Source organism: Halorubrum sp. T3 (genome assembly GCF_000296615.1).
GTDB lineage: Archaea > Halobacteriota > Halobacteria > Halobacteriales > Haloferacaceae > Halorubrum > Halorubrum ruber.
On record NZ_JH815329.1, the window covers coordinates 300,925 to 316,752 of the forward strand.

At 70.7% G+C, this 15,828-nt stretch carries 20 protein-coding genes; 5 read left to right on the plus strand and 15 right to left on the minus strand.

The features are described from left to right. Nucleotides 1-227: 227 nt before the first annotated feature. The 4 genes from B378_RS0103665 to B378_RS0103680 form a co-directional block, all read right to left on the minus strand. Complete coding sequence (locus B378_RS0103665; RefSeq protein WP_004596599.1) at nt 228-416, minus strand: hypothetical protein; 189 nt, start codon at nt 414-416, stop codon at nt 228-230. Between the two features lie 98 nt (nt 417-514). Continuing rightward, the gene (hisF, locus tag B378_RS0103670; protein ID WP_017342470.1) at nt 515-1,333 is read right to left on the minus strand and encodes an imidazole glycerol phosphate synthase subunit HisF; all 819 of its coding nucleotides are present in this window, start codon (nt 1,331-1,333) and stop codon (nt 515-517) included. A gap of 46 nt (nt 1,334-1,379) precedes the next feature. Then, nucleotides 1,380-2,429: a glycosyltransferase gene (locus tag B378_RS0103675; protein ID WP_017342471.1), complete on the minus strand. Its 1,050-nt coding sequence runs from the start codon at nt 2,427-2,429 to the stop codon at nt 1,380-1,382. Between the two features lie 127 nt (nt 2,430-2,556). Next, nucleotides 2,557-2,829: a helix-turn-helix domain-containing protein gene (locus tag B378_RS0103680; protein WP_017342472.1), complete on the minus strand. Its 273-nt coding sequence runs from the start codon at nt 2,827-2,829 to the stop codon at nt 2,557-2,559. 151 nt (nt 2,830-2,980) lie between these two features. On the opposite strand from B378_RS0103680, the gene B378_RS0103685 reads away from it, so the two are divergent. After that, entirely contained in the window at nt 2,981-3,373 is a 393-nt protein-coding gene (locus tag B378_RS0103685) for a PPOX class F420-dependent oxidoreductase (protein ID WP_017342473.1), read from the plus strand. A 112-nt stretch (nt 3,374-3,485) separates the two neighbouring features. Continuing rightward, on the plus strand, nt 3,486-4,205 hold the full coding sequence (locus tag B378_RS0103690; protein WP_017342474.1) for a class I SAM-dependent methyltransferase: 720 nt from the start codon (nt 3,486-3,488) through the stop codon (nt 4,203-4,205). A 15-nt stretch (nt 4,206-4,220) separates the two neighbouring features. Here B378_RS0103690 and B378_RS0103695 read toward each other — a convergent pair whose 3' ends face one another. Beyond that, nucleotides 4,221-4,631 carry a TRAM domain-containing protein gene (locus B378_RS0103695; protein WP_017342475.1) on the minus strand — a complete coding sequence of 137 codons (411 nt, stop codon included), beginning with the start codon at nt 4,629-4,631 and terminating at the stop codon, nt 4,221-4,223. A gap of 230 nt (nt 4,632-4,861) precedes the next feature. Here B378_RS0103695 and B378_RS0103700 point away from each other — a divergent pair, with 230 nt between their 5' ends. Continuing rightward, nucleotides 4,862-5,767: a dihydrodipicolinate synthase family protein gene (locus tag B378_RS0103700; protein WP_017342476.1), complete on the plus strand. Its 906-nt coding sequence runs from the start codon at nt 4,862-4,864 to the stop codon at nt 5,765-5,767. Nucleotides 5,768-5,793: 26 nt separating this feature from the next. Here the strand turns inward: B378_RS0103700 and B378_RS0103705 are convergent, their stop codons facing one another. Together B378_RS0103705 and B378_RS15780 are read right to left on the minus strand one after the other, a co-directional pair. Continuing rightward, nucleotides 5,794-6,570 (minus strand): YkgJ family cysteine cluster protein, encoded by a 777-nt coding sequence (locus B378_RS0103705; RefSeq protein WP_017342477.1) that lies wholly within the window; start codon nt 6,568-6,570, stop codon nt 5,794-5,796. A 25-nt stretch (nt 6,571-6,595) separates the two neighbouring features. Further along, nucleotides 6,596-8,152 carry a glycosyltransferase family 2 protein gene (locus B378_RS15780; protein WP_192812430.1) on the minus strand — a complete coding sequence of 519 codons (1,557 nt, stop codon included), beginning with the start codon at nt 8,150-8,152 and terminating at the stop codon, nt 6,596-6,598. A 145-nt stretch (nt 8,153-8,297) separates the two neighbouring features. On the opposite strand from B378_RS15780, the gene B378_RS0103715 reads away from it, so the two are divergent. Then, nucleotides 8,298-8,744, plus strand: coding sequence for a DUF5788 family protein (locus B378_RS0103715; protein ID WP_017342479.1), 447 nt, complete (start codon nt 8,298-8,300; stop codon nt 8,742-8,744). Between the two features lie 36 nt (nt 8,745-8,780). Here B378_RS0103715 and B378_RS0103720 read toward each other — a convergent pair whose 3' ends face one another. From B378_RS0103720 to B378_RS0103745, 6 genes are all read right to left on the minus strand, one after another. Beyond that, a complete protein-coding gene (locus B378_RS0103720; protein ID WP_017342480.1) occupies nt 8,781-9,251 on the minus strand; it encodes a Rieske 2Fe-2S domain-containing protein in 471 nt (156 codons plus the stop codon). Nucleotides 9,252-9,355: 104 nt separating this feature from the next. After that, the gene (locus B378_RS0103725) at nt 9,356-9,955 is read right to left on the minus strand and encodes a hypothetical protein (protein ID WP_017342481.1); all 600 of its coding nucleotides are present in this window, start codon (nt 9,953-9,955) and stop codon (nt 9,356-9,358) included. Nucleotides 9,956-10,083: 128 nt separating this feature from the next. Beyond that, nucleotides 10,084-10,992, minus strand: coding sequence for an aminotransferase class IV (locus B378_RS0103730; RefSeq protein ID WP_017342482.1), 909 nt, complete (start codon nt 10,990-10,992; stop codon nt 10,084-10,086). Further along, the gene (locus B378_RS0103735; protein ID WP_017342483.1) at nt 10,985-11,626 is read right to left on the minus strand and encodes an aminodeoxychorismate/anthranilate synthase component II; all 642 of its coding nucleotides are present in this window, start codon (nt 11,624-11,626) and stop codon (nt 10,985-10,987) included. Before B378_RS0103735 ends, B378_RS0103730 begins: the two co-directional genes overlap by 8 nt. Then, the gene (locus B378_RS0103740) at nt 11,623-13,296 is read right to left on the minus strand and encodes an anthranilate synthase component I family protein (RefSeq protein WP_017342484.1); all 1,674 of its coding nucleotides are present in this window, start codon (nt 13,294-13,296) and stop codon (nt 11,623-11,625) included. The genes B378_RS0103735 and B378_RS0103740 overlap by 4 nt, the downstream gene beginning before the upstream one ends. Nucleotides 13,297-13,348: 52 nt before the next feature. Next, nucleotides 13,349-13,966, minus strand: a complete 618-nt coding sequence (locus tag B378_RS0103745) for a helix-hairpin-helix domain-containing protein (RefSeq protein WP_017342485.1) — start codon at nt 13,964-13,966, stop codon at nt 13,349-13,351. Between the two features lie 130 nt (nt 13,967-14,096). On the opposite strand from B378_RS0103745, the gene B378_RS0103750 reads away from it, so the two are divergent. Further along, nucleotides 14,097-14,555, plus strand: coding sequence for a hypothetical protein (locus B378_RS0103750; protein WP_017342486.1), 459 nt, complete (start codon nt 14,097-14,099; stop codon nt 14,553-14,555). Between the two features lie 29 nt (nt 14,556-14,584). Here the strand turns inward: B378_RS0103750 and B378_RS17000 are convergent, their stop codons facing one another. Beyond that, nucleotides 14,585-14,752: a hypothetical protein gene (locus B378_RS17000; protein WP_192812431.1), complete on the minus strand. Its 168-nt coding sequence runs from the start codon at nt 14,750-14,752 to the stop codon at nt 14,585-14,587. A 233-nt stretch (nt 14,753-14,985) separates the two neighbouring features. Continuing rightward, nucleotides 14,986-15,810, minus strand: coding sequence for a shikimate dehydrogenase (locus tag B378_RS0103755; protein WP_017342487.1), 825 nt, complete (start codon nt 15,808-15,810; stop codon nt 14,986-14,988). Nucleotides 15,811-15,828 lie beyond the last annotated feature (18 nt).

Below are 15,828 nucleotides of genomic sequence, written 5' to 3' on the forward strand. Positions count from 1 at the left end.
CGGGCGCAGGCGACGTAAGCACCGCAACGAGGGAGCGAACGGAGTGAGCGACCGAGTGAGGAGCGCAGCGAGCGTGCGTCCGCCTTCGCGGCTGGGGCTTTGGAGGTGTTCGCTGTCGATCTACCGTCTGTTATTTATAAATGAGCGGTTGGAGTTCCGGAGGTAATTGTCATCGCTCCGCTAACACCGATTTATAAATAACCACCAAAACTGCCACAAAATTCCTCCTATCGCCACTCGTCGCGGGAGACGCAGTCGGATTCGCGGACTGTGATCCACCGAGTGGTCCGCTCGTCCGGGTCGACGTCCCGCTCGAAGAACGTCACCTCGCCGCCGTCGTCACCGTCGTCGGTCCGTTTACAGACGAGCTCCGGCGAGCCGTCGCGAACACGCGTGGGTGACGTGGACGTGGACATACGTCACAGTTCGCGCTCCGTCGGATAATAACTGTTGGTTTCGGACGCGGAAAAATAGACACTACAGCGGTAGTTAACGCACCACCGACGCGCCGAGCTCAGCGGCGCACCGGCACGCCGCGCTCGTCGAGGTACGCCTTCGTCTCCTCGATGGAGTAGTCGCCGAAGTGGAAGATGGAGGCCGCGAGCCCGGCGTCCGCGTTCGCCTCGGTGAACACGTCGTACATGTCCTCGGGACTCCCGCACCCCGACGACGCGATGAGCGGGGTCGAGACCGCCTCGCCGACCGCCTTCATCAGCGGGATGTCGTAGCCGTCCTTCGTCCCGTCCTTGTCGATGGAGTTGACGAACAGCTCGCCCGCGCCGCGCTCCTCGGCCTCCTTCGCCCATGAGACGGCGTCGATCCCGGTGCCCTCGCGGCCGCCCTTCTTCGTGCACTCGAACCACACTGTCTCGCCGTCCTCGTCCTCGTAGAAGTGGTCACCCTCGTCGTCGTATCGGCGCCGCGCGTCGACGGAGATGACGATGCACTGGCTGCCGAACGCGGCTGCGCCCTCCTCGATCAGCTCCGGCCGCTCCAAGGCGCCGGTCGTGATGGACACCTTGTCCGCGCCGGCCCGGAGCGTCTCCTTGATGTCTCCTTTCGTCCGGATGCCGCCGCCGACCGTCAGCGGGATAAAACACTCGTCGGCGACCCGGTTGACCACGTCGAGCATCGTCTCGCGCCCGTCGGCGCTCGCGGTGATGTCGAGGAAGACGAACTCGTCTGCGCCCGCCTCGTTGTACTTCTTGGCCAGCTCGACGGGGTCGCCGGTGTACTCTAAGTTCTCGAAGTTGACGCCGGTGTACACCGCGGCGTCGCCGTCCTCGTCGAGGTCGACGTCGATACAGGGGATGATGCGCTTCGTGAGTCCCATTCGTTGGCGGAGCGTAGGCCGCGGTTCCGGTTAAAAGGCCCGGGGCTCACTTGGCGTCGTCGCCGTCGGCCTCGGTGGCTCCGTCCTCGGCCGCGGCGCGGTCGCCGCGGTCCGCCCCGCTCCCGCCGTCGCCGTCCGTCTCCGCCCGCCGGTCGTACTTCGCGACGGCGCGGTCCGCGCGCGTCGAGATGCCGTTCGGGTTCCGCGCGGGACTCCGGTCCCGGCGCCGCGCGACGAGGCCGTCGGAGCTCCCGCCGGTGAGCCCGACCAGCACGTCGCGGCCCGTCGCGGCCCACCGTGAGGGAGTCGACTCGCCGCGGATCACGTCTTTTGCCGCGCCGAGCGCGTCGCCGATCGCGTGCGACCCCGTCCGGAGGAGGGCGGTCGGCCGCACGCCGTAGTTCTTCAGTAGGCGGTAGGCGAGCCCGCGGTACTTCCAGCCCCACTCGTGGGCGCTCCGCCCGCCGTCCGCGGCGGTCGGGGTCGGGAGCTCCTTCCGCGCGGCCATCGCCGGCCGCCACGCCACCTCGCGGTCCATACGCGCGAGCCGGTGGGCCGCGTCGCGCGCGCCGCCGACCCGGAGGTACTCGTCGAAGCCGTCGAGGTCCCGGAGGGCGTCCCGCCGGAACGCGACGTTCCCGCTCTCGAAGTAGGTGACGTCTCGACCCGCGATTCGGTTGCGCTCCGGCTCGCTCGGGTCGTCGGCCGGCGCGTCGTCCGGGCGGTCAGCTCCCGCGTCCGCCCCGCTCGGCGGGATCGGCGTCACCGGTCCCGAGACCACGGGGGCCGCGTCGAGGCCGTCGGCGACCGCGTCGCGCCACCCCGGCTCGATCCGGTTGTCGTAGTCGACCAGCGCGACCGCGTCGCCCGTCGCCACCTCGATGCCGGCGTTGCGGGCGACGTTGACGGTGCGGTCGGATATCTCGACTAACACGTCGACGTCGTCGCGGTCGCGAACCATGCCGGTCGTGCCGTCGGCCGAGGGACCGTTGACGACGATCACCTCGGCGTCGGTGGCCTCGGCCGCCAGCGCGTCGAGGCAGGCGGCCAACCGGTCCCGACCGTTGAGCGTCGGGACGACGACCGAGAGGTCCATACGAGCCGCTATCGTGGCGAGGAGGTAAAAAGGACTGCGTGTGCGGTCGGTGCGGCCGAACCGGCGCCGAGCCGGCGCGGTCGTCGAGAACGGTGCGGGAGACGATGAGCTACGGTGCGAGAGCCGTTCAGGTCGTCAGGTAGTACACCTGCTTGCGCGCGTCCTTGAAGCTGTACCGCGAGTCGACGAGGCCCTCCTCCTCGAGGCGGTTGAGCGCGTAGCGGACGGTGCGGTCGGGGAGCAGCGACTCCTCAGCGAGGCCGCCCTGCGAGAGGGGGGCGTCCCCCTCCAGCACCTTCGCGACGAGCTTCGCGCTCGGGGGCAGCTCGCGCAGGCGGTCGCGGTACTCGGACTCCGACAGGCGGTCCTGGTCAGCGGTCTCCGCGGGACTGGTACTCATGTCTCACACGAATCCCGTGAGTACTGGTAAAGGTTGGCTACATATAGGGGAATCTGCCTGTGATAATATAATGTGTTAATATCACTTTTCGTCCGCCTATCATAGACGATCTATGAGGTAGGTTTTCCGACGCGGGGCCCTATCACGTCGCGTGATACCCGAGTCCCACATCGACATCCTCGAAGCCGAGTCGTACGCGCACTTCGCCACCGTCGGACCGGATGGACTCCCCCACGTCACGCCGGTGTGGGTCGACCACGAGGACCGCGAGTACGTCCTCGTGAACACCGCCCGCGGGCGACGCAAGGAGCGGAACGTCCGACACAACCCGAAGGTCGGCGTCAGCGTGCTCGACCCCGACGACCCGTACCGGTACGTCTCCGTCCGCGGCGAGGCAGAGCTGACGGAGGAGGGCGCGCGCGAACACATCGACGAGCTCGCCCGCCGCTACTTCGGCGTCGACGAGTACCCCCACCATGACGAGGAAGAGGGCGCACGTGTGATCGTCAAGATTCCGGCCGAGAACGTCGCCACGAGCGGGTGACTGCGGGCTCCCCACGGAGTCCCCACCGGACCGCGTCCGACCGACCGCACAGGGGCCGCCGCCGGACCGCATCCAGTACGGTTTTGTCGGTCCGGGCTCCATCACGGACAACGTGAAGGGACAGGATTGGTACCAGGCCGACGAGGTCGCCGAGGAGTACGACGACGTCCGCTTCTCCGGCGGCGGACAGCTCATCGACCGCCGGGAGAAGGAGGCCGTCCTCGCCGCACTCGGCCCGATCGACCCGGGCCACCGCGTGCTGGAGGTCGCCTGCGGCACCGGGCGGTTCACGACGATGCTCGCCGACCAAGGGGCGGACGTCGTCGGGCTCGACGTCTCCCGCGAGATGCTCGAACAGGCCCGCGAGAAGGTCGCGGCCGCCGGTCACGCCGACGCGGTCGAGTTCCTCCGCGGCGACGCCTCGCGGCTCCCGTTCCCGGACGACCACTTCGACACGGTCGTCGCGATGCGCTTCTTCCACCTGATGGACGACCCGGTCCCGTTCGCGAAGGAGCTCCGCCGGGTCAGCCGCGATCAGGTGTTCTTCGACACGTTCAACGGCCGCAGCCTGCGGACGCTGTACACCTGGCTGCTCCCGATGGGCTCGCGGCTCTACTCGGAGCGGCAGGTCGCCGCCATGCTCGGCGAGGCGGGGCTCACCCTCGCGAACGAGGAGCACGACTTCGTGCTGCCGTACGGCTTCTACCGCGAGCTCCCGGGCGCCGTCGCGAAGCCGTTCCGGGCCCTCGACGAGTTCGCGGGCGACACGGTTCCCGGCGACTACGTCGCCTCGGTGTCGTACTGGGACGCCCGGGTGCCGGAGGAAGAGTAGCCGCCTCGCCGCCGCTCAGCCCGCTTCTTCGACGACTTCGCCGACGGCGAAGTTGGACTTCACTTCGGTCACTTCGATCTTCACCCGTTCGCCCACCTCGGTGTCGGGGACGATGATCACGTACCCGCGCTCGACGCGGGCGATCCCGTCGCCCTGCTTGCCGAGGTCCTCGATCTCGACGTACCGCATCTCGCCGGGTTCGACCGGCGGCTGCGGCCCGTCGTCGTTCCGCGAGGGAGAGGCGTCGGCGTCGGCCGTCCCCTCCGCGGAGCCGTCGCGGGCGACGAGCGCGACGCGGTACGTCTCGCCCGGCTCCAGCGATCCGGCGTCGATCTCGCGGTTCGGCACGTCGACGACGTACTCGCCGTCGTCGGTCTCGCGAACTTCCGCGCTGAACAGACAGAGGAGCTTCTCGGAGATTTCCATAGTAGACTCCACCGGATGCTGGGCGCGGGCCAGTATAGTTGTACCGCCGACACAGTCAGGCGTCGCGCCGAACAGAGTCCCGATCGGTCGTCGGATCCCCACCGTCCCCGGGTCCCCGCCGTTCCCGGATCCTCGCCGGCTCCGGAACGTCCCGTCCACGGAACCAATCGCCCCCGGAACACCTCGCCACGGGACCAAGGTCTTTGTCACGCCCGGTCGAATCGGCCCCCATGACAGCTCCGGAGTTCCGACACGGCGCCGTTTCACCACCGATCGTCACCCCGTTCGACGCCGACGGCGACGTCGACACCGACACGCTCGCGGATCACGTCGACGCGCTCGTCGACGCCGGGCTCGACGGAGTGGTCCCGTGCGGGACCACGGGCGAGTTCGCCAGCCTCACCGACGCGGAGCGGCGGACCGTGGTCGAGACCGTCGTCGACGCGGCCGACGAGCGCGTGCCGGTGATCGCAGGCGCGGCGGACACCTCGGTCGCGGGGGTCCGCGAGCGCCTCGACGCCGTCGACGCGGCCGGCGCGGACGCGGCGCTGGTCACGCTCCCGTACTACCACAACTCGACGGCGCCGGCGGGACAGCGCGACTTCCTCGACGCGGTCGCCGACGACGCGCCGCTTCCGATCTACCTCTACGACATCCCGTCGACGGTCGGCGAGCCGATCGACCCCGACGTGCTCGCGGCCGCCGCCGAGCACGAGTCGATCGTCGGGCTGAAAGACACGAGCAGCGACGTCTCGGCGGTCGACACCGCTGTCGACCGGACCCCGGACGAGTTCACCGTCTTCCAGGGCGTCGACGCGCTGCTGTACCCGAGCGCGAGCCTCGGCGTCGACGGCGGGATCCACGCCCTCTCGCAGGTGATCCCGGAGGTCTTCGTCGCGCTCGGCGAGGCGATCCGCGACGGCGACGACGAGCGCGCGCTGACGCTTCACCGCCGCGCGGTCAGGCCGCTGTTCGCCCGCTGCGGCGACCACGGCTTCGCGCCCGCGACGAAGGTCGCGGCCGCCCACCGCGGCTTCATCCCGAACCCGGCCGTGCGCCCGCCGCTCACGCTCCCGGACGAGGACGCTCGCAAGGCGATCCGCGCCGACGTGGACGCGGCGCTGGACGTGGTCTGAGAGCGACGAAATCCGGTATCCGACCGCTACTCGCTGCGGACGGGGGTCCCGTCGGCCTCCTTCGGCCCCTCGGAGTCGAAGACGACGACGTCGCCGTCGGCCCGCTCGCGCGCGCCGGGGTCGTAGCCGTCGCGGACGCCGATCGCCTCCTCCAGCTCGCGCACCGCGCGCTCCTTCAGCGCGCCGGCCAGCTCCTCGGCGTCCTCGCGGGAGATGTCGCGGCCGAGCCCCTCGCACTCGTGCGCCCGGACGACGCCCGCCTCGTCGACCGCTTCGCCCATCGGCTGGCTCGTCCCCTCCAAGGCGACGCTGAACGGGTAGGTCCGGCAGATGAGCGGGCGCGCGTCGTGGACCGTACAGGCGCCCTGCCCGTCGGACTCCTGGTAGAAGGTGCAGTCGCCGCAGTCGTCGGTCGCGAGCGCCCACTCGAACGTCTCGCCGACCGGGTCGCCGTCCGCGTCGGCGTCGAGCCCGAACGGCATCGGCCGCGCCACGTCGCGCCAGTCGTACGCCTCGCCGAACTCGTCCTCGGCAGCGTCGGCGACGCGCCGGACCTCGTCCGGGAAGACGGTCGCGGTGTGGGGCTCGCGGTCGGCGTCGTCGCCGTCGTGGCAGCTGTCCGCCTCGACCGCGTCCTCGTCTTTCCCCGCTCCCGCCGGCGCGCCGCCCGGCTCGTCGGGCGCGTAGCCGGTACAGCAGCCGCCACAGCGCGTGCACTCGAACCCGATGGACTCGATGGCGTCCGCGAGGTCCGCGACGTCGAGGTCGCGGGCGGCGGCGAGTTCGGCTTCGAGCGACTTCATAGTCGATCGAACGCGGTCGACCGTGTTAACACCGTTCCTCGCGACCGGCGTCGGCGGTGACCTCGTCCCCGTATTTGTCCGCTTCGGAGACGGCCGCCTCGGCCGCGCCCGCCGGCCCCTCGGTCGCTCGCTGCTTGACGCGGGTCGGCTTCAGCCATTCGTTCTGGCGCCCGGGCCGGAGCGCGCCGAGGCTCCGAAGCAGCACGGCGTCTTGGAACTGCTTGTATCCGAAAAGCGAGAGGGGCGCGAGCAGGACGAGCCGGAGATCCTCGCCTTCGATCAGCACCGCGAGCGCGGACAGCAGGATCTGGAGGAGGACGAAAAACCCCGCCAGCTGGAGGAGCACCCCGGTGCCGCCGACGAATAGCGAGGCCACAATCAGCGCCAAGACGAGGACGCCGAGGAGCGGCAGCGCGGACATCGACAGGAACACGTAGGGAAACGCGACTCTGTGAAGGAGACCGTACCGGCTGTCGGCGAACACGTCGCGGTGTTTGACGACCGTCTGGAGGTTCCCTTGGAACCAGCGCCGACGCTGCGCGTAGAGGTCGCGCCAGGTGTCCGGAGCCTCGGTGTACACGGTCGCCTCGCTGGCGTGGATCGCGTACCCCTGCTTGAGGATCGCGATCGTGAGATCGAAGTCCTCGGTCACGGTGTCGGCGCTGTAGCCCTGGACCGCTTCGAGGACGTCTCGCCGGAACGCGCCGAGGGAGCCGGGAACGACGGTCACGGCCCCGAACAGGTCGAACGCCCGCCGGAACGTGTTGATACCGACGACGTACTCAAGCGCTTGGAGATCGGTCACCAGCGACCCGCGGTTGACGACCTTGACGTTGCCGGCGATCGCGCCGACTGCCTCGTGGCGCTCGAAGTCGCGGGCCAGTTCGGTGAGCGCCTCGGGGTGGATCGTGGAGTCGGCGTCGACGGAGACGACGAGCTCCGTCTCGACGTAACTGAGACCGAGGTTCAATGCGGCGTGTTTTCCGCCGTTGCCGGTGTGGACCACTCGGGTCCGATCGTCCGCGGCCGACGCCGCCTCCGCGAACGTGCCGTCGGTGCTGCCGTCGTCGACGACGACAACCGACAGCGCGCCGGGATAGTCCGACTCTTGGACCGACCGGACGCAGTCCCCGACGTAGTGCTGCTCGTTGTACGCGGGGACGAGCACCGTCAGGGGCGGCCATTCGTCGGGTGTCGGCGTCTCGCTCGCGTGTCGTATCTTCTGGAACAGCGCGAGCGGCACCACCAGCCAGTAGTAGAGGAAGACGAACAGCAGGCCGAGCGCGAACACCACCGCCACGGGAGTCAGGAGCGCCCTGTAGTAGTAACCGACGACGCCGACGACGACGAGGGGGAAGCCGACGCCCAGCGCCACCGGAAGCCGGTCGAACCGGGCCGGGATCCACGCCGGACGGCCGAGCAGGTAGACCGCGCCGCTGAAGTACACGACCGCCATCGCGCCGACGGCGAGGACGAGCGTGAGAAGCTCTCGCGGGAGCAGCAGCGCCAGCCCGAGGACGGCGACCGCGATCAGCGACAGCACCGCGGCTACCTCCCACGTGATAACTCCCCTGAGACGCATTCGATCTGCCCGGAGGCGCCGCGAGGGCATAACCGTATCTGGTGTCGATTTCGCGGCCTGTTGACGGTCGGTACCCCCGATCGGAGCCACCTCACCTCGCCCGGGGGCGAAGGAGCGAAGTACGACCGCCGCCTACCGGCTCGGCGTGAAGGAGTTCGAGCGAAAACAGCTCTTGGAACGGGTCGAGCGGGAGTCCTCGACGATCGGCGTCGACATCCCGGAGTCGATCGAGATCCAGGGCGAGGCGATCGACCTGCGGTCGTTCGTCTTCGAGATCAAGCGCCGCGACTCGGTCCCGCCCGGCGAGCGCGACCGGGTCGACCGCGCGAAGCGGAACCTGCGGCGCGAGCGGCTCGACCGGCTCGAACCCATCGAGGAGAACGAGGTGAGCTACGAGGAAGGCGAGGAGCTGGCGGCGTCGATCATCGGCATCGACCGCGCGCTGGAGGCGTTAGAGGGGCTCGACGCGCCCGACCCGGAGACCGAGGAGCAGCGGCAGGAGGCCGCGGATCAGAAGCGCTGGATGAACTTCTTGAAGAAGGCGCTCGGCCGCGACGACGCGAGCGGGGGTGGCGGTCGCACGCGGTTCTGACCGGACGCGCCGTTGTCCCGCTCGCGCTCGCGTCGATCAGTTCCCGGTGAAGTCGATCCGCGACCCGCTTCCGTCGCCCTTCCCGTCGGAGGGGCCGAGCCGGACGAACTCGTAGGCGTCGTCGTCGAGGTACACCGCGTCGTCGGCCACCGTCACGTCGACCGATTCGAGGACGGCGCCCTCGCAGGGGCCGAAGTTACAGTAACCGCCGTCGGCCTCGAACGTCGCGCCGTGCGTCTGACAGAACACCTCGCCCTCCCGCACGAACGCGCCGTCGTCCTTGTCGAGGCGGACGTCGGTCCAGTGTTGACAGTAGTTCCGGAACGCGCGCACCTCGCCGGCGGCCCGCGTGAGGATCGCCTCGACCTCCGGAGCCCCGTCCTCGCTCTCCCCGAGGTCGCCCTCGCCCTCGTCGACGGCGTCCGGGTCGGTCGGTCGGAGCGTCGCGAGCAGCGTGCTCTCCTCGGGAACCTCCTCGACGCCGGCGATCCGGCGGTGCTCGTCCATGTCCGAGCGAGGCCGGCGACCGGCTTGAACGTTGTGCGTTCCCGCGTCGGTCGCGGGATTCCCGATTCTCCGTCGCTCGAACGCGACTCCCTCTGTGACCCGACTCAGACGCCGAGCCACTCGTCGTCGCGGACCTCGTAGCCGTGCTTGCGACAGTACTTCGCGGCCTGTCGGCGCACGTCCCGCGACCCGGGGACCGTCTCCTTCTCCGCGATCCGGTCAACGACCCAGTCGGCGATCGCCCGGACGCCCTCCTCGTCGTCGAGTTCGTCGATGTCGCTCAGCGCCCGGAACGTCCGCTCGAACGCCTCGTGTTGCGACCGGCCGAACTCCTCGTTCTCGAGCGTCGCGGCCGCCTCGACGACCCGTTTCATCGCGGCCGCGACCGCTGGGCGACGGACGCGTTCCCGGACGGTCGCGGGCGTGTCGAACGCCTCGAGATCGGCGTCGGGGAGCAGGTCGGCGACGGTGTACACGCGAGCGGGCGACGCCAGTTCGCGGTCGCCGACCGCGGCGACGATCTCGCGGCCCGTCGCCGGGAACGTCAGCGGTTCGAGCGCCGCCTCGAACTCGTCGACCTCGTCGGAGTCGATCGGGGGCTCGGCCTCGTCGCCGCGCTCCAGCTCGGACTCGACGTCGCGCTCGCGCTGTCGGCGGTCCTCGTCTGCGGCCTGTTTCTCTCGTCCGTCCTTGTCGTCTGCCATCCCCCGTCTACGGCTCCCGGCGGGATAACGGTGTGGTCGAGCGTGACTCGCGGACCGGTTCGGCGGCCGCCCGCTGGATCCGTCCGGCGGTGATCCGAGGGGCCGCTTCGGCGACCCGCTTCCCCCGACTACAGCCGCCCGCCGTCGTAGTACCCCTCTTCGATCCGCCGGTCGAACAGCCGCGAGAGGAGCGTCGTGAGCGGCCCGGCGACCCCCTCGCCGTCGCCGTCGGCCGCGATGCCGTCGACGGTCTCCACGGGTCGAATCTCCCACGTCGAGTTCGTGAGGAAGGCCTCGTCGGCCTCGCGGACGGCGTCCGGCGCGTACGTCCCCTCCTCGACCGGGATCCCCTCCGACTCCGCGATGTCGATCACGGTCGCTCTGGTGACTCCGGGGAGGATCGGGCCGTCGAGCGACGGAGTCTTGAGGGCGGTCCCGTCGACGAAGAAGAGGTTCGAGGTCGCGCCCTCGGCGACGTTTCCGTCGGGGTCGAGCATCAGCGCCTCGTCGGCGTCGGTGACGCGGAGTTCGAGGCGGGCTACGATTCCGTTGAGGTAGTTGTGGGTCTTCGCCGCGGCCGGGAGCGCGCGGTCCGCGGGCTTGCGCGTCTTCGTCGTCTGGAGCGCGGCCGGGCCGTCGTGGGCCGGATCGCTCCCGACGCCGCCGCGCGGGAGCGGCTTCGCGATGACGACGACGGTGGGATCGACCTCGGGCTGCGGGTCGAGCGTGCCGGGCTGGACCCCCCGGGAGATCGAGAGCTTGACGTACGCGTCCGCGAGGTCGTTCGCGGCCAGCGTCTCGTCGACCCGCCGCTTTAGCTCCGCGTCGGCGATCCCGTGGTCGAGCCCGAGCGTCTCGCAGGTATCGGCGAGCCGGTCGGCGTGCGCCTCCCACCGGAAGACGTCGCCGCCGTACGCGCGCATCGTCTCGAAGGCGGCGTCGCCGTAGGCGAACCCGCGGTCCTCCACCGAGACGGTCGCCTCCGCGGCGGGGACGAGCTCGCCGTCGACGTGGTACCGCAGCGGGTCGTCACTCATGCGCTTCGCACACCTCCACGAAGTTCCGGACCAGTCGCTTCCCGCGGGGCGTGAGGATGCTCTCCGGGTGGAACTGGACGCCGACGTGCGGCTTCTCGCGGTGGCGCACGCCCATCACGACCTCGCGCTCCTCGTCGGTGCGCGCAGTCTCGACCAGTTCGTCCGGGAGGTCCTCGCGCTCGACGCACAGCGAGTGGTACCGGCCGACGCGCAGGCGGTCGGGGAGGCCGTCGAAGACCCCCTCGCCGTCGTGGGTGATCGTCGAGGGCTTCCCGTGGACGACCTCCGGCGCGTGGCCGACGCGGCTCCCGCGGCTGGCGCAAAGCGCCTGATGGCCGAGGCAGACGCCGAACACGGGCCGGTCGAGTTCGAAGACCGCGGTCGAAATCCCCGCGTCGGCCGGCGTCCCCGGCCCTGGCGAGACGACGACGCCGTCGGGATCGAGCGCGCGGATCCCCGCGAGGTCGACCGCGTCGTTCCGCCGGACCGTCACCGCGCCGGCGACCTCGCCAACGTACTGGACGAGGTTGTACGCGAACGAGTCGTAGTTGTCGACGACGAGGACCCGGGCGTCCGAGTCGCCCGTGCCGGGGCGCCAGCCGCGTTTCATCGTCTCAGCCGCCGACCCGGTCATCGCTCCACCGCCTCCTCCACGGGGTCACCCTCGGCCTCGACCGCCATCCCGCCGGCGGCGAGCGCCTCGTCGACCGCGCTGACGAGGGCGCGTGCCTTCGCGAGCGTCTCCTCGTACTCGGCGTCCGGGTCGGAGTCGTGGACGATCCCCGCGCCGACCCGGAGGTGGTACTCCGCCGCGTGGCGCACGAGCGTCCGGATGACGATGTTCAGCGTCGCGCGCCCGTCGAACCCGGCCGCGAACATCGACCCGGTGTACGGCCCCCGGCGCGTCGGCTCCAACTCGTCGATGATCTCCATCGTCCGTGGCTTCGGCGCGCCCGTGATGGTCCCGCCGGGGAAGCAGGCCGCGACCGCGTCCGCGAACCCGGCGTCAGGGCGGGCCTCCCCCTCGATCAGGCTCACGAGGTGCATCACCTCGCTGTACCGGTCGACGCGGCGGTACTCGCTCACCTCGACCGTGCCGAACCGCGACACCTTCCCGAGGTCGTTGCGTTCGAGGTCGACCAACATCGCGTGTTCGGCGCGCTCCTTCTCGTCGCCGGTCAGCTCGGTCTCCAGTCCGGCGTCGGCGGCGTCCGTGTCCCCTCGCGGTCGTGTCCCCGCTATCGGCTCCGTGACGAGGCGCGCGCCGCGGTCGGGGTCGTCGGTCGGCTCGCGCGCCAAGAGGAGCTCCGGGCTCGCGCTCACGAGGTCGACGCCGCTCGGCTGGCCGCCGAACTCGATCAGCCCGGAGTACGGCGCCGGGTTCACTGCCCGGAGCGCGTCGTACGCCTCGACCGGGTGGACCGCGGCCGGCGCGGTGAGCCGCTGGGAGACGTTCGCCTGGAACGTGTCGCCCTCGCGAATGTACTCCTTGACCCGCCGGACCGCGTCGGCGTACCCCTCGCGGCCCACGTCGCTCTCGAAGGTCGCGCTCTCGGCGGTCGGGTCCGGCGCCGGTCCCGCGGCCGGGTCGCCGTCCTCGATCCGGTCTATCAGGTCGGCGGCCCGCGTCCGCCCCTCGTCGAACAGGGCGTCGAGCGCGGCGTGGTCAGCGTCGGGGTCGTCGAATCCGTCCGGGACGCGGGGACAGGCGGTCACTCGAAGCGTGACGGGGTCGTCGTTCGCGTCGGCGTCGTCGCCGTCCACCGGGCACTCCCACGCCGCGACACGGTCGAAGAGGACGGCCCGGAGCCGCGGGAGCCCGCGGTCGTCGACCGCTCCCGGACCGTCGGGCGCTGCGGGCGGGAACTCCTCCAGCTCGCGGGCGGCGTCGTAGGAGAGCCAGCCGAACGCGCCGCAGGGGTACGGCACGTCGCAGTCGCCGCGCGCCAGCCGCTCGCCGTCGAGGACGCCCTCCAGCGCCGAGAGTGAGGGTGACGGGCGACGGTAGTCGCCGGTCGACGGCGGGTCGTCACTCTCGTCAGCAGGATCGGCCGCACCGCCCGCGACGACCGCCTCGCCGGAGACGGTCAGCCGCTCGACCGGGTCGACGCCGAAGTACCCCCAGCCGGACTGGCCGCCGGTCGTCTCGTAGAAGACGCCGCCGGGGCCGTCGCGCGCCCGGCGGTAGGCGTCGAAGGGGTCGTCGACGTCGACCCGCAGCTCGACCGGGACCCGCGCGCCGTCCGGCGCCGCGGCCGCGACCGCTCGGAACCGCTCCCGGTCGGTGTGTACCGTTCGCCTCATGGGACTCCGTTCGGCGGAGGCGACGAAACAGTTGCGGTCGCCCGACCCGCCCTCAGAACTCGCTCGCGCGGTCGATCCACGTCGCGGCGCGGTTCTCGCCGACGCTCGTCCCCTCGGCCACCGCGGCGGCGTCCGCGCCGGCGAGGTCGTCGACCGTCTCGATGCCGATCTCCGCGAGGCGCTCGGCGTACGCCGGGCCGATGCCCTTGATCTCATCGACGCTCGGGCCGCGGTCGTCGTCGTCGACCGCGACGGCGTCCTCTTCGCCCGCCGCGGCCTCCGCCTGCTCGGCCGCCTCGTCCGCATCGGCGCCCTCGTCGTCGACGAGCGACTCGGTCGAGGCGGCGGCCTCCGTCTCGGCGGCGACCGCCTCCCCGTCGGTCTTGTCGGTCTCGTCGGCCTCGCTCTCCGCAGATTCCGGTTCTTCAGTAGATTCCGGTTCTTCAGTAGATTCCGGTTCTTCAGCAGATTCCGGTTCAGTCGCCGACTCCGCTTCCGCCGCCGCTTCCGTCGCCTCGACCGGATCGCTCGCCTCGGTGCCGTCGGTCCCGGACGCGTCGGCCGCCGGCTCCGATTCGCGCTCGACCGTCACTTCCGTCTCGCCGGACTCGCGCTCGCCCGAACCGCTCCCGAATCCGAGCTTCTCTTTGAGCTTCTGGAGTAGAGCCATTGCCGGCGGCTACACGTGCGAGATATTTAAAAACCCTCTCCGCCGCAACCAACCGTTGCCTCCGTCCCGCCGCAACGGTCGGGCGATCCGTCCCGCCGGTTTATAAGTGGGACCGGCGCGTTCCGATGGTATGGACGTTCTCAATCCGGTCATGTGGTCGGTCCACGTCGGCTTCGCCGTCCTCTGGGTCGGCAGCGTGCTGTTCGTCACCCTCGCGATCCTTCCGCCCGCGCTCCGCGGCGACATCGGCGGCGACGCGCTCGGCTCGGTCGTCGGCCGTCTGCGCTGGATCACCCGGATCGGCGCGATCGCGTTCGTCGCCACCGGCGGCCACATGGCCGGGACGCTGTACACGTTCGAGGGGCTGACGGGGACGCCCCGCGGCCACCTCGTGTTGACGATGCTGGGGCTGTGGTTCGTCGGCACCGGGCTCGTCGAGGTCGGCGGCTCGAAGCTGGCTGACGGCCTCGACGCGGGCAAGCTCCGCGAGCCCGCCCGCGACGCGAAGCCGTTCCTCTACGGTGCTTCGGCGGTCTCCGTCGGACTCATCGTCACCGCCGGACTGCTCGCGAGTCCTGGATTGTTTTAACGAGGCTTGGTTCGGGTAGTCGGGTTCTTTTAAGATGTCATCGGCCGCTTATAAATAGCTAATAGCAGATCGGCGGCGAATAGCTCCAAAGCTCCAGTCGCTCGCTTATAAATAGCTGACAGCAGATCGGCGGCGAACACCTCCAAAGCCCCAGCCGTGAGGCGGGCGCACGCTCGCTGCGTTCCTCGGTCGCTCACCCCGTTCGCTCCCTGCGGTACTTACTTCGCCTGCGCCCGCCTCACGGCTGCCCCTTTGAGTCCCACCCCGCACCGCTCCGCACAGCACCTCACACCTCCCCAGCCTCGTCGGCGGTCCTCCGCTCCGCTCCGGACCGCCGACTCCCTCGCGCGTGCTCCTCGCGGCCGCCGATGGCGGCCGCTCGCAGGCACGCGCCGCCGCAGTTCCGTTTATAAATAATCGCTCTACCGCGTCACTCCAGTTCCGCCCGTAACGCCGCGTTCATCGCCTCGACTGGCGCGTCCTCGCCGGTCCAGATCTCGAACGCCTCGACCCCCTGATAGAGGAGCATCCACGCGCCGTCGACGGTCGTCGCGCCCGTGGCGGCGGCATCGCGGAGCAGCCGGGTCTCGATCGGCGCGTACACCGCGTCGAGGACCGCGAGGTCGCCGTGGAGGTGCTCCGCGGGGACCGGGGTCTCCTCGGGCGCCTCCATCCCCACGCTCGTCGCGTTGACGAGCAGGTCGGCGGCCGCGACGCGGGTAGCGAGGTCGTCGAGGCCACCGCCGGTCGCGTCCGGCACGTCCGCGGCCAACTCCGTCGCGCGCTCCGCGGTGCGGTTCGCCACGTGGACCGTCGCGCCCGCGTCGGCGAGCGCGAACGCGGCCGCCCGCCCCGCGCCGCCCGCGCCGACGACGAGCGCGTCGCGGCCGTCGACGGGCACGTCGTGGTGCGCGAGCGCCCGCGTCACCCCGGCTGCGTCGGTGTTGTGGCCGCGCGGCCGGTCGGTCTCGCCCGCCCTGACCGGCCCGTAGTCGACCGTGTTGACGGCGCCGATGCGCTCGGCGAGCGGGGCTGGGTCGACCGCGCCGAGGGCGTCTCGCTTGAACGGCACCGTCACGTTGAGCCCCGCGACGCCGAGGTCGGCGGCGCCCGAAATCGCCGCGGCCGCGGCGTCGGCGTCCGGCTCGAAGGTTACGTACCGCGCGTCGAGGCCGAGCGCCTCGTAGCCCGCCTCGTGCATCGGCGGCGACAGCGAGTGGCCGACCGGGTTCCCGATCAGTCCGTACACGTCCATGCCCGCTCACGCGGCCGC

Coding starts and splice junctions, on each gene's coding strand:
- B378_RS0103720 (WP_017342480.1), bottom strand. CDS start 9,251: ATGGACGAGCACCGCCGGATCGCCGGCGTCGAGGAGGTTCCCGAGGAG.
- B378_RS0103705 (WP_017342477.1), bottom strand. CDS start 6,570: ATGAAGTCGCTCGAAGCCGAACTCGCCGCCGCCCGCGACCTCGACGTC.
- B378_RS0103755 (WP_017342487.1), bottom strand. CDS start 15,810: ATGGACGTGTACGGACTGATCGGGAACCCGGTCGGCCACTCGCTGTCG.
- B378_RS0103745 (WP_017342485.1), bottom strand. CDS start 13,966: ATGGCTCTACTCCAGAAGCTCAAAGAGAAGCTCGGATTCGGGAGCGGT.
- B378_RS0103680 (WP_017342472.1), bottom strand. CDS start 2,829: ATGAGTACCAGTCCCGCGGAGACCGCTGACCAGGACCGCCTGTCGGAG.
- B378_RS15780 (WP_192812430.1), bottom strand. CDS start 8,152: ATGCGTCTCAGGGGAGTTATCACGTGGGAGGTAGCCGCGGTGCTGTCG.
- B378_RS0103735 (WP_017342483.1), bottom strand. CDS start 11,626: ATGACCGGGTCGGCGGCTGAGACGATGAAACGCGGCTGGCGCCCCGGC.
- B378_RS0103730 (WP_017342482.1), bottom strand. CDS start 10,992: ATGAGTGACGACCCGCTGCGGTACCACGTCGACGGCGAGCTCGTCCCC.
- B378_RS0103725 (WP_017342481.1), bottom strand. CDS start 9,955: ATGGCAGACGACAAGGACGGACGAGAGAAACAGGCCGCAGACGAGGAC.
- hisF (WP_017342470.1), bottom strand. CDS start 1,333: ATGGGACTCACGAAGCGCATCATCCCCTGTATCGACGTCGACCTCGAC.
- B378_RS0103740 (WP_017342484.1), bottom strand. CDS start 13,296: ATGAGGCGAACGGTACACACCGACCGGGAGCGGTTCCGAGCGGTCGCG.
- B378_RS0103750 (WP_017342486.1), top strand. CDS start 14,097: ATGGACGTTCTCAATCCGGTCATGTGGTCGGTCCACGTCGGCTTCGCC.
- B378_RS0103695 (WP_017342475.1), bottom strand. CDS start 4,631: ATGGAAATCTCCGAGAAGCTCCTCTGTCTGTTCAGCGCGGAAGTTCGC.
- B378_RS0103675 (WP_017342471.1), bottom strand. CDS start 2,429: ATGGACCTCTCGGTCGTCGTCCCGACGCTCAACGGTCGGGACCGGTTG.
- B378_RS0103700 (WP_017342476.1), top strand. CDS start 4,862: ATGACAGCTCCGGAGTTCCGACACGGCGCCGTTTCACCACCGATCGTC.
- B378_RS0103665 (WP_004596599.1), bottom strand. CDS start 416: ATGTCCACGTCCACGTCACCCACGCGTGTTCGCGACGGCTCGCCGGAG.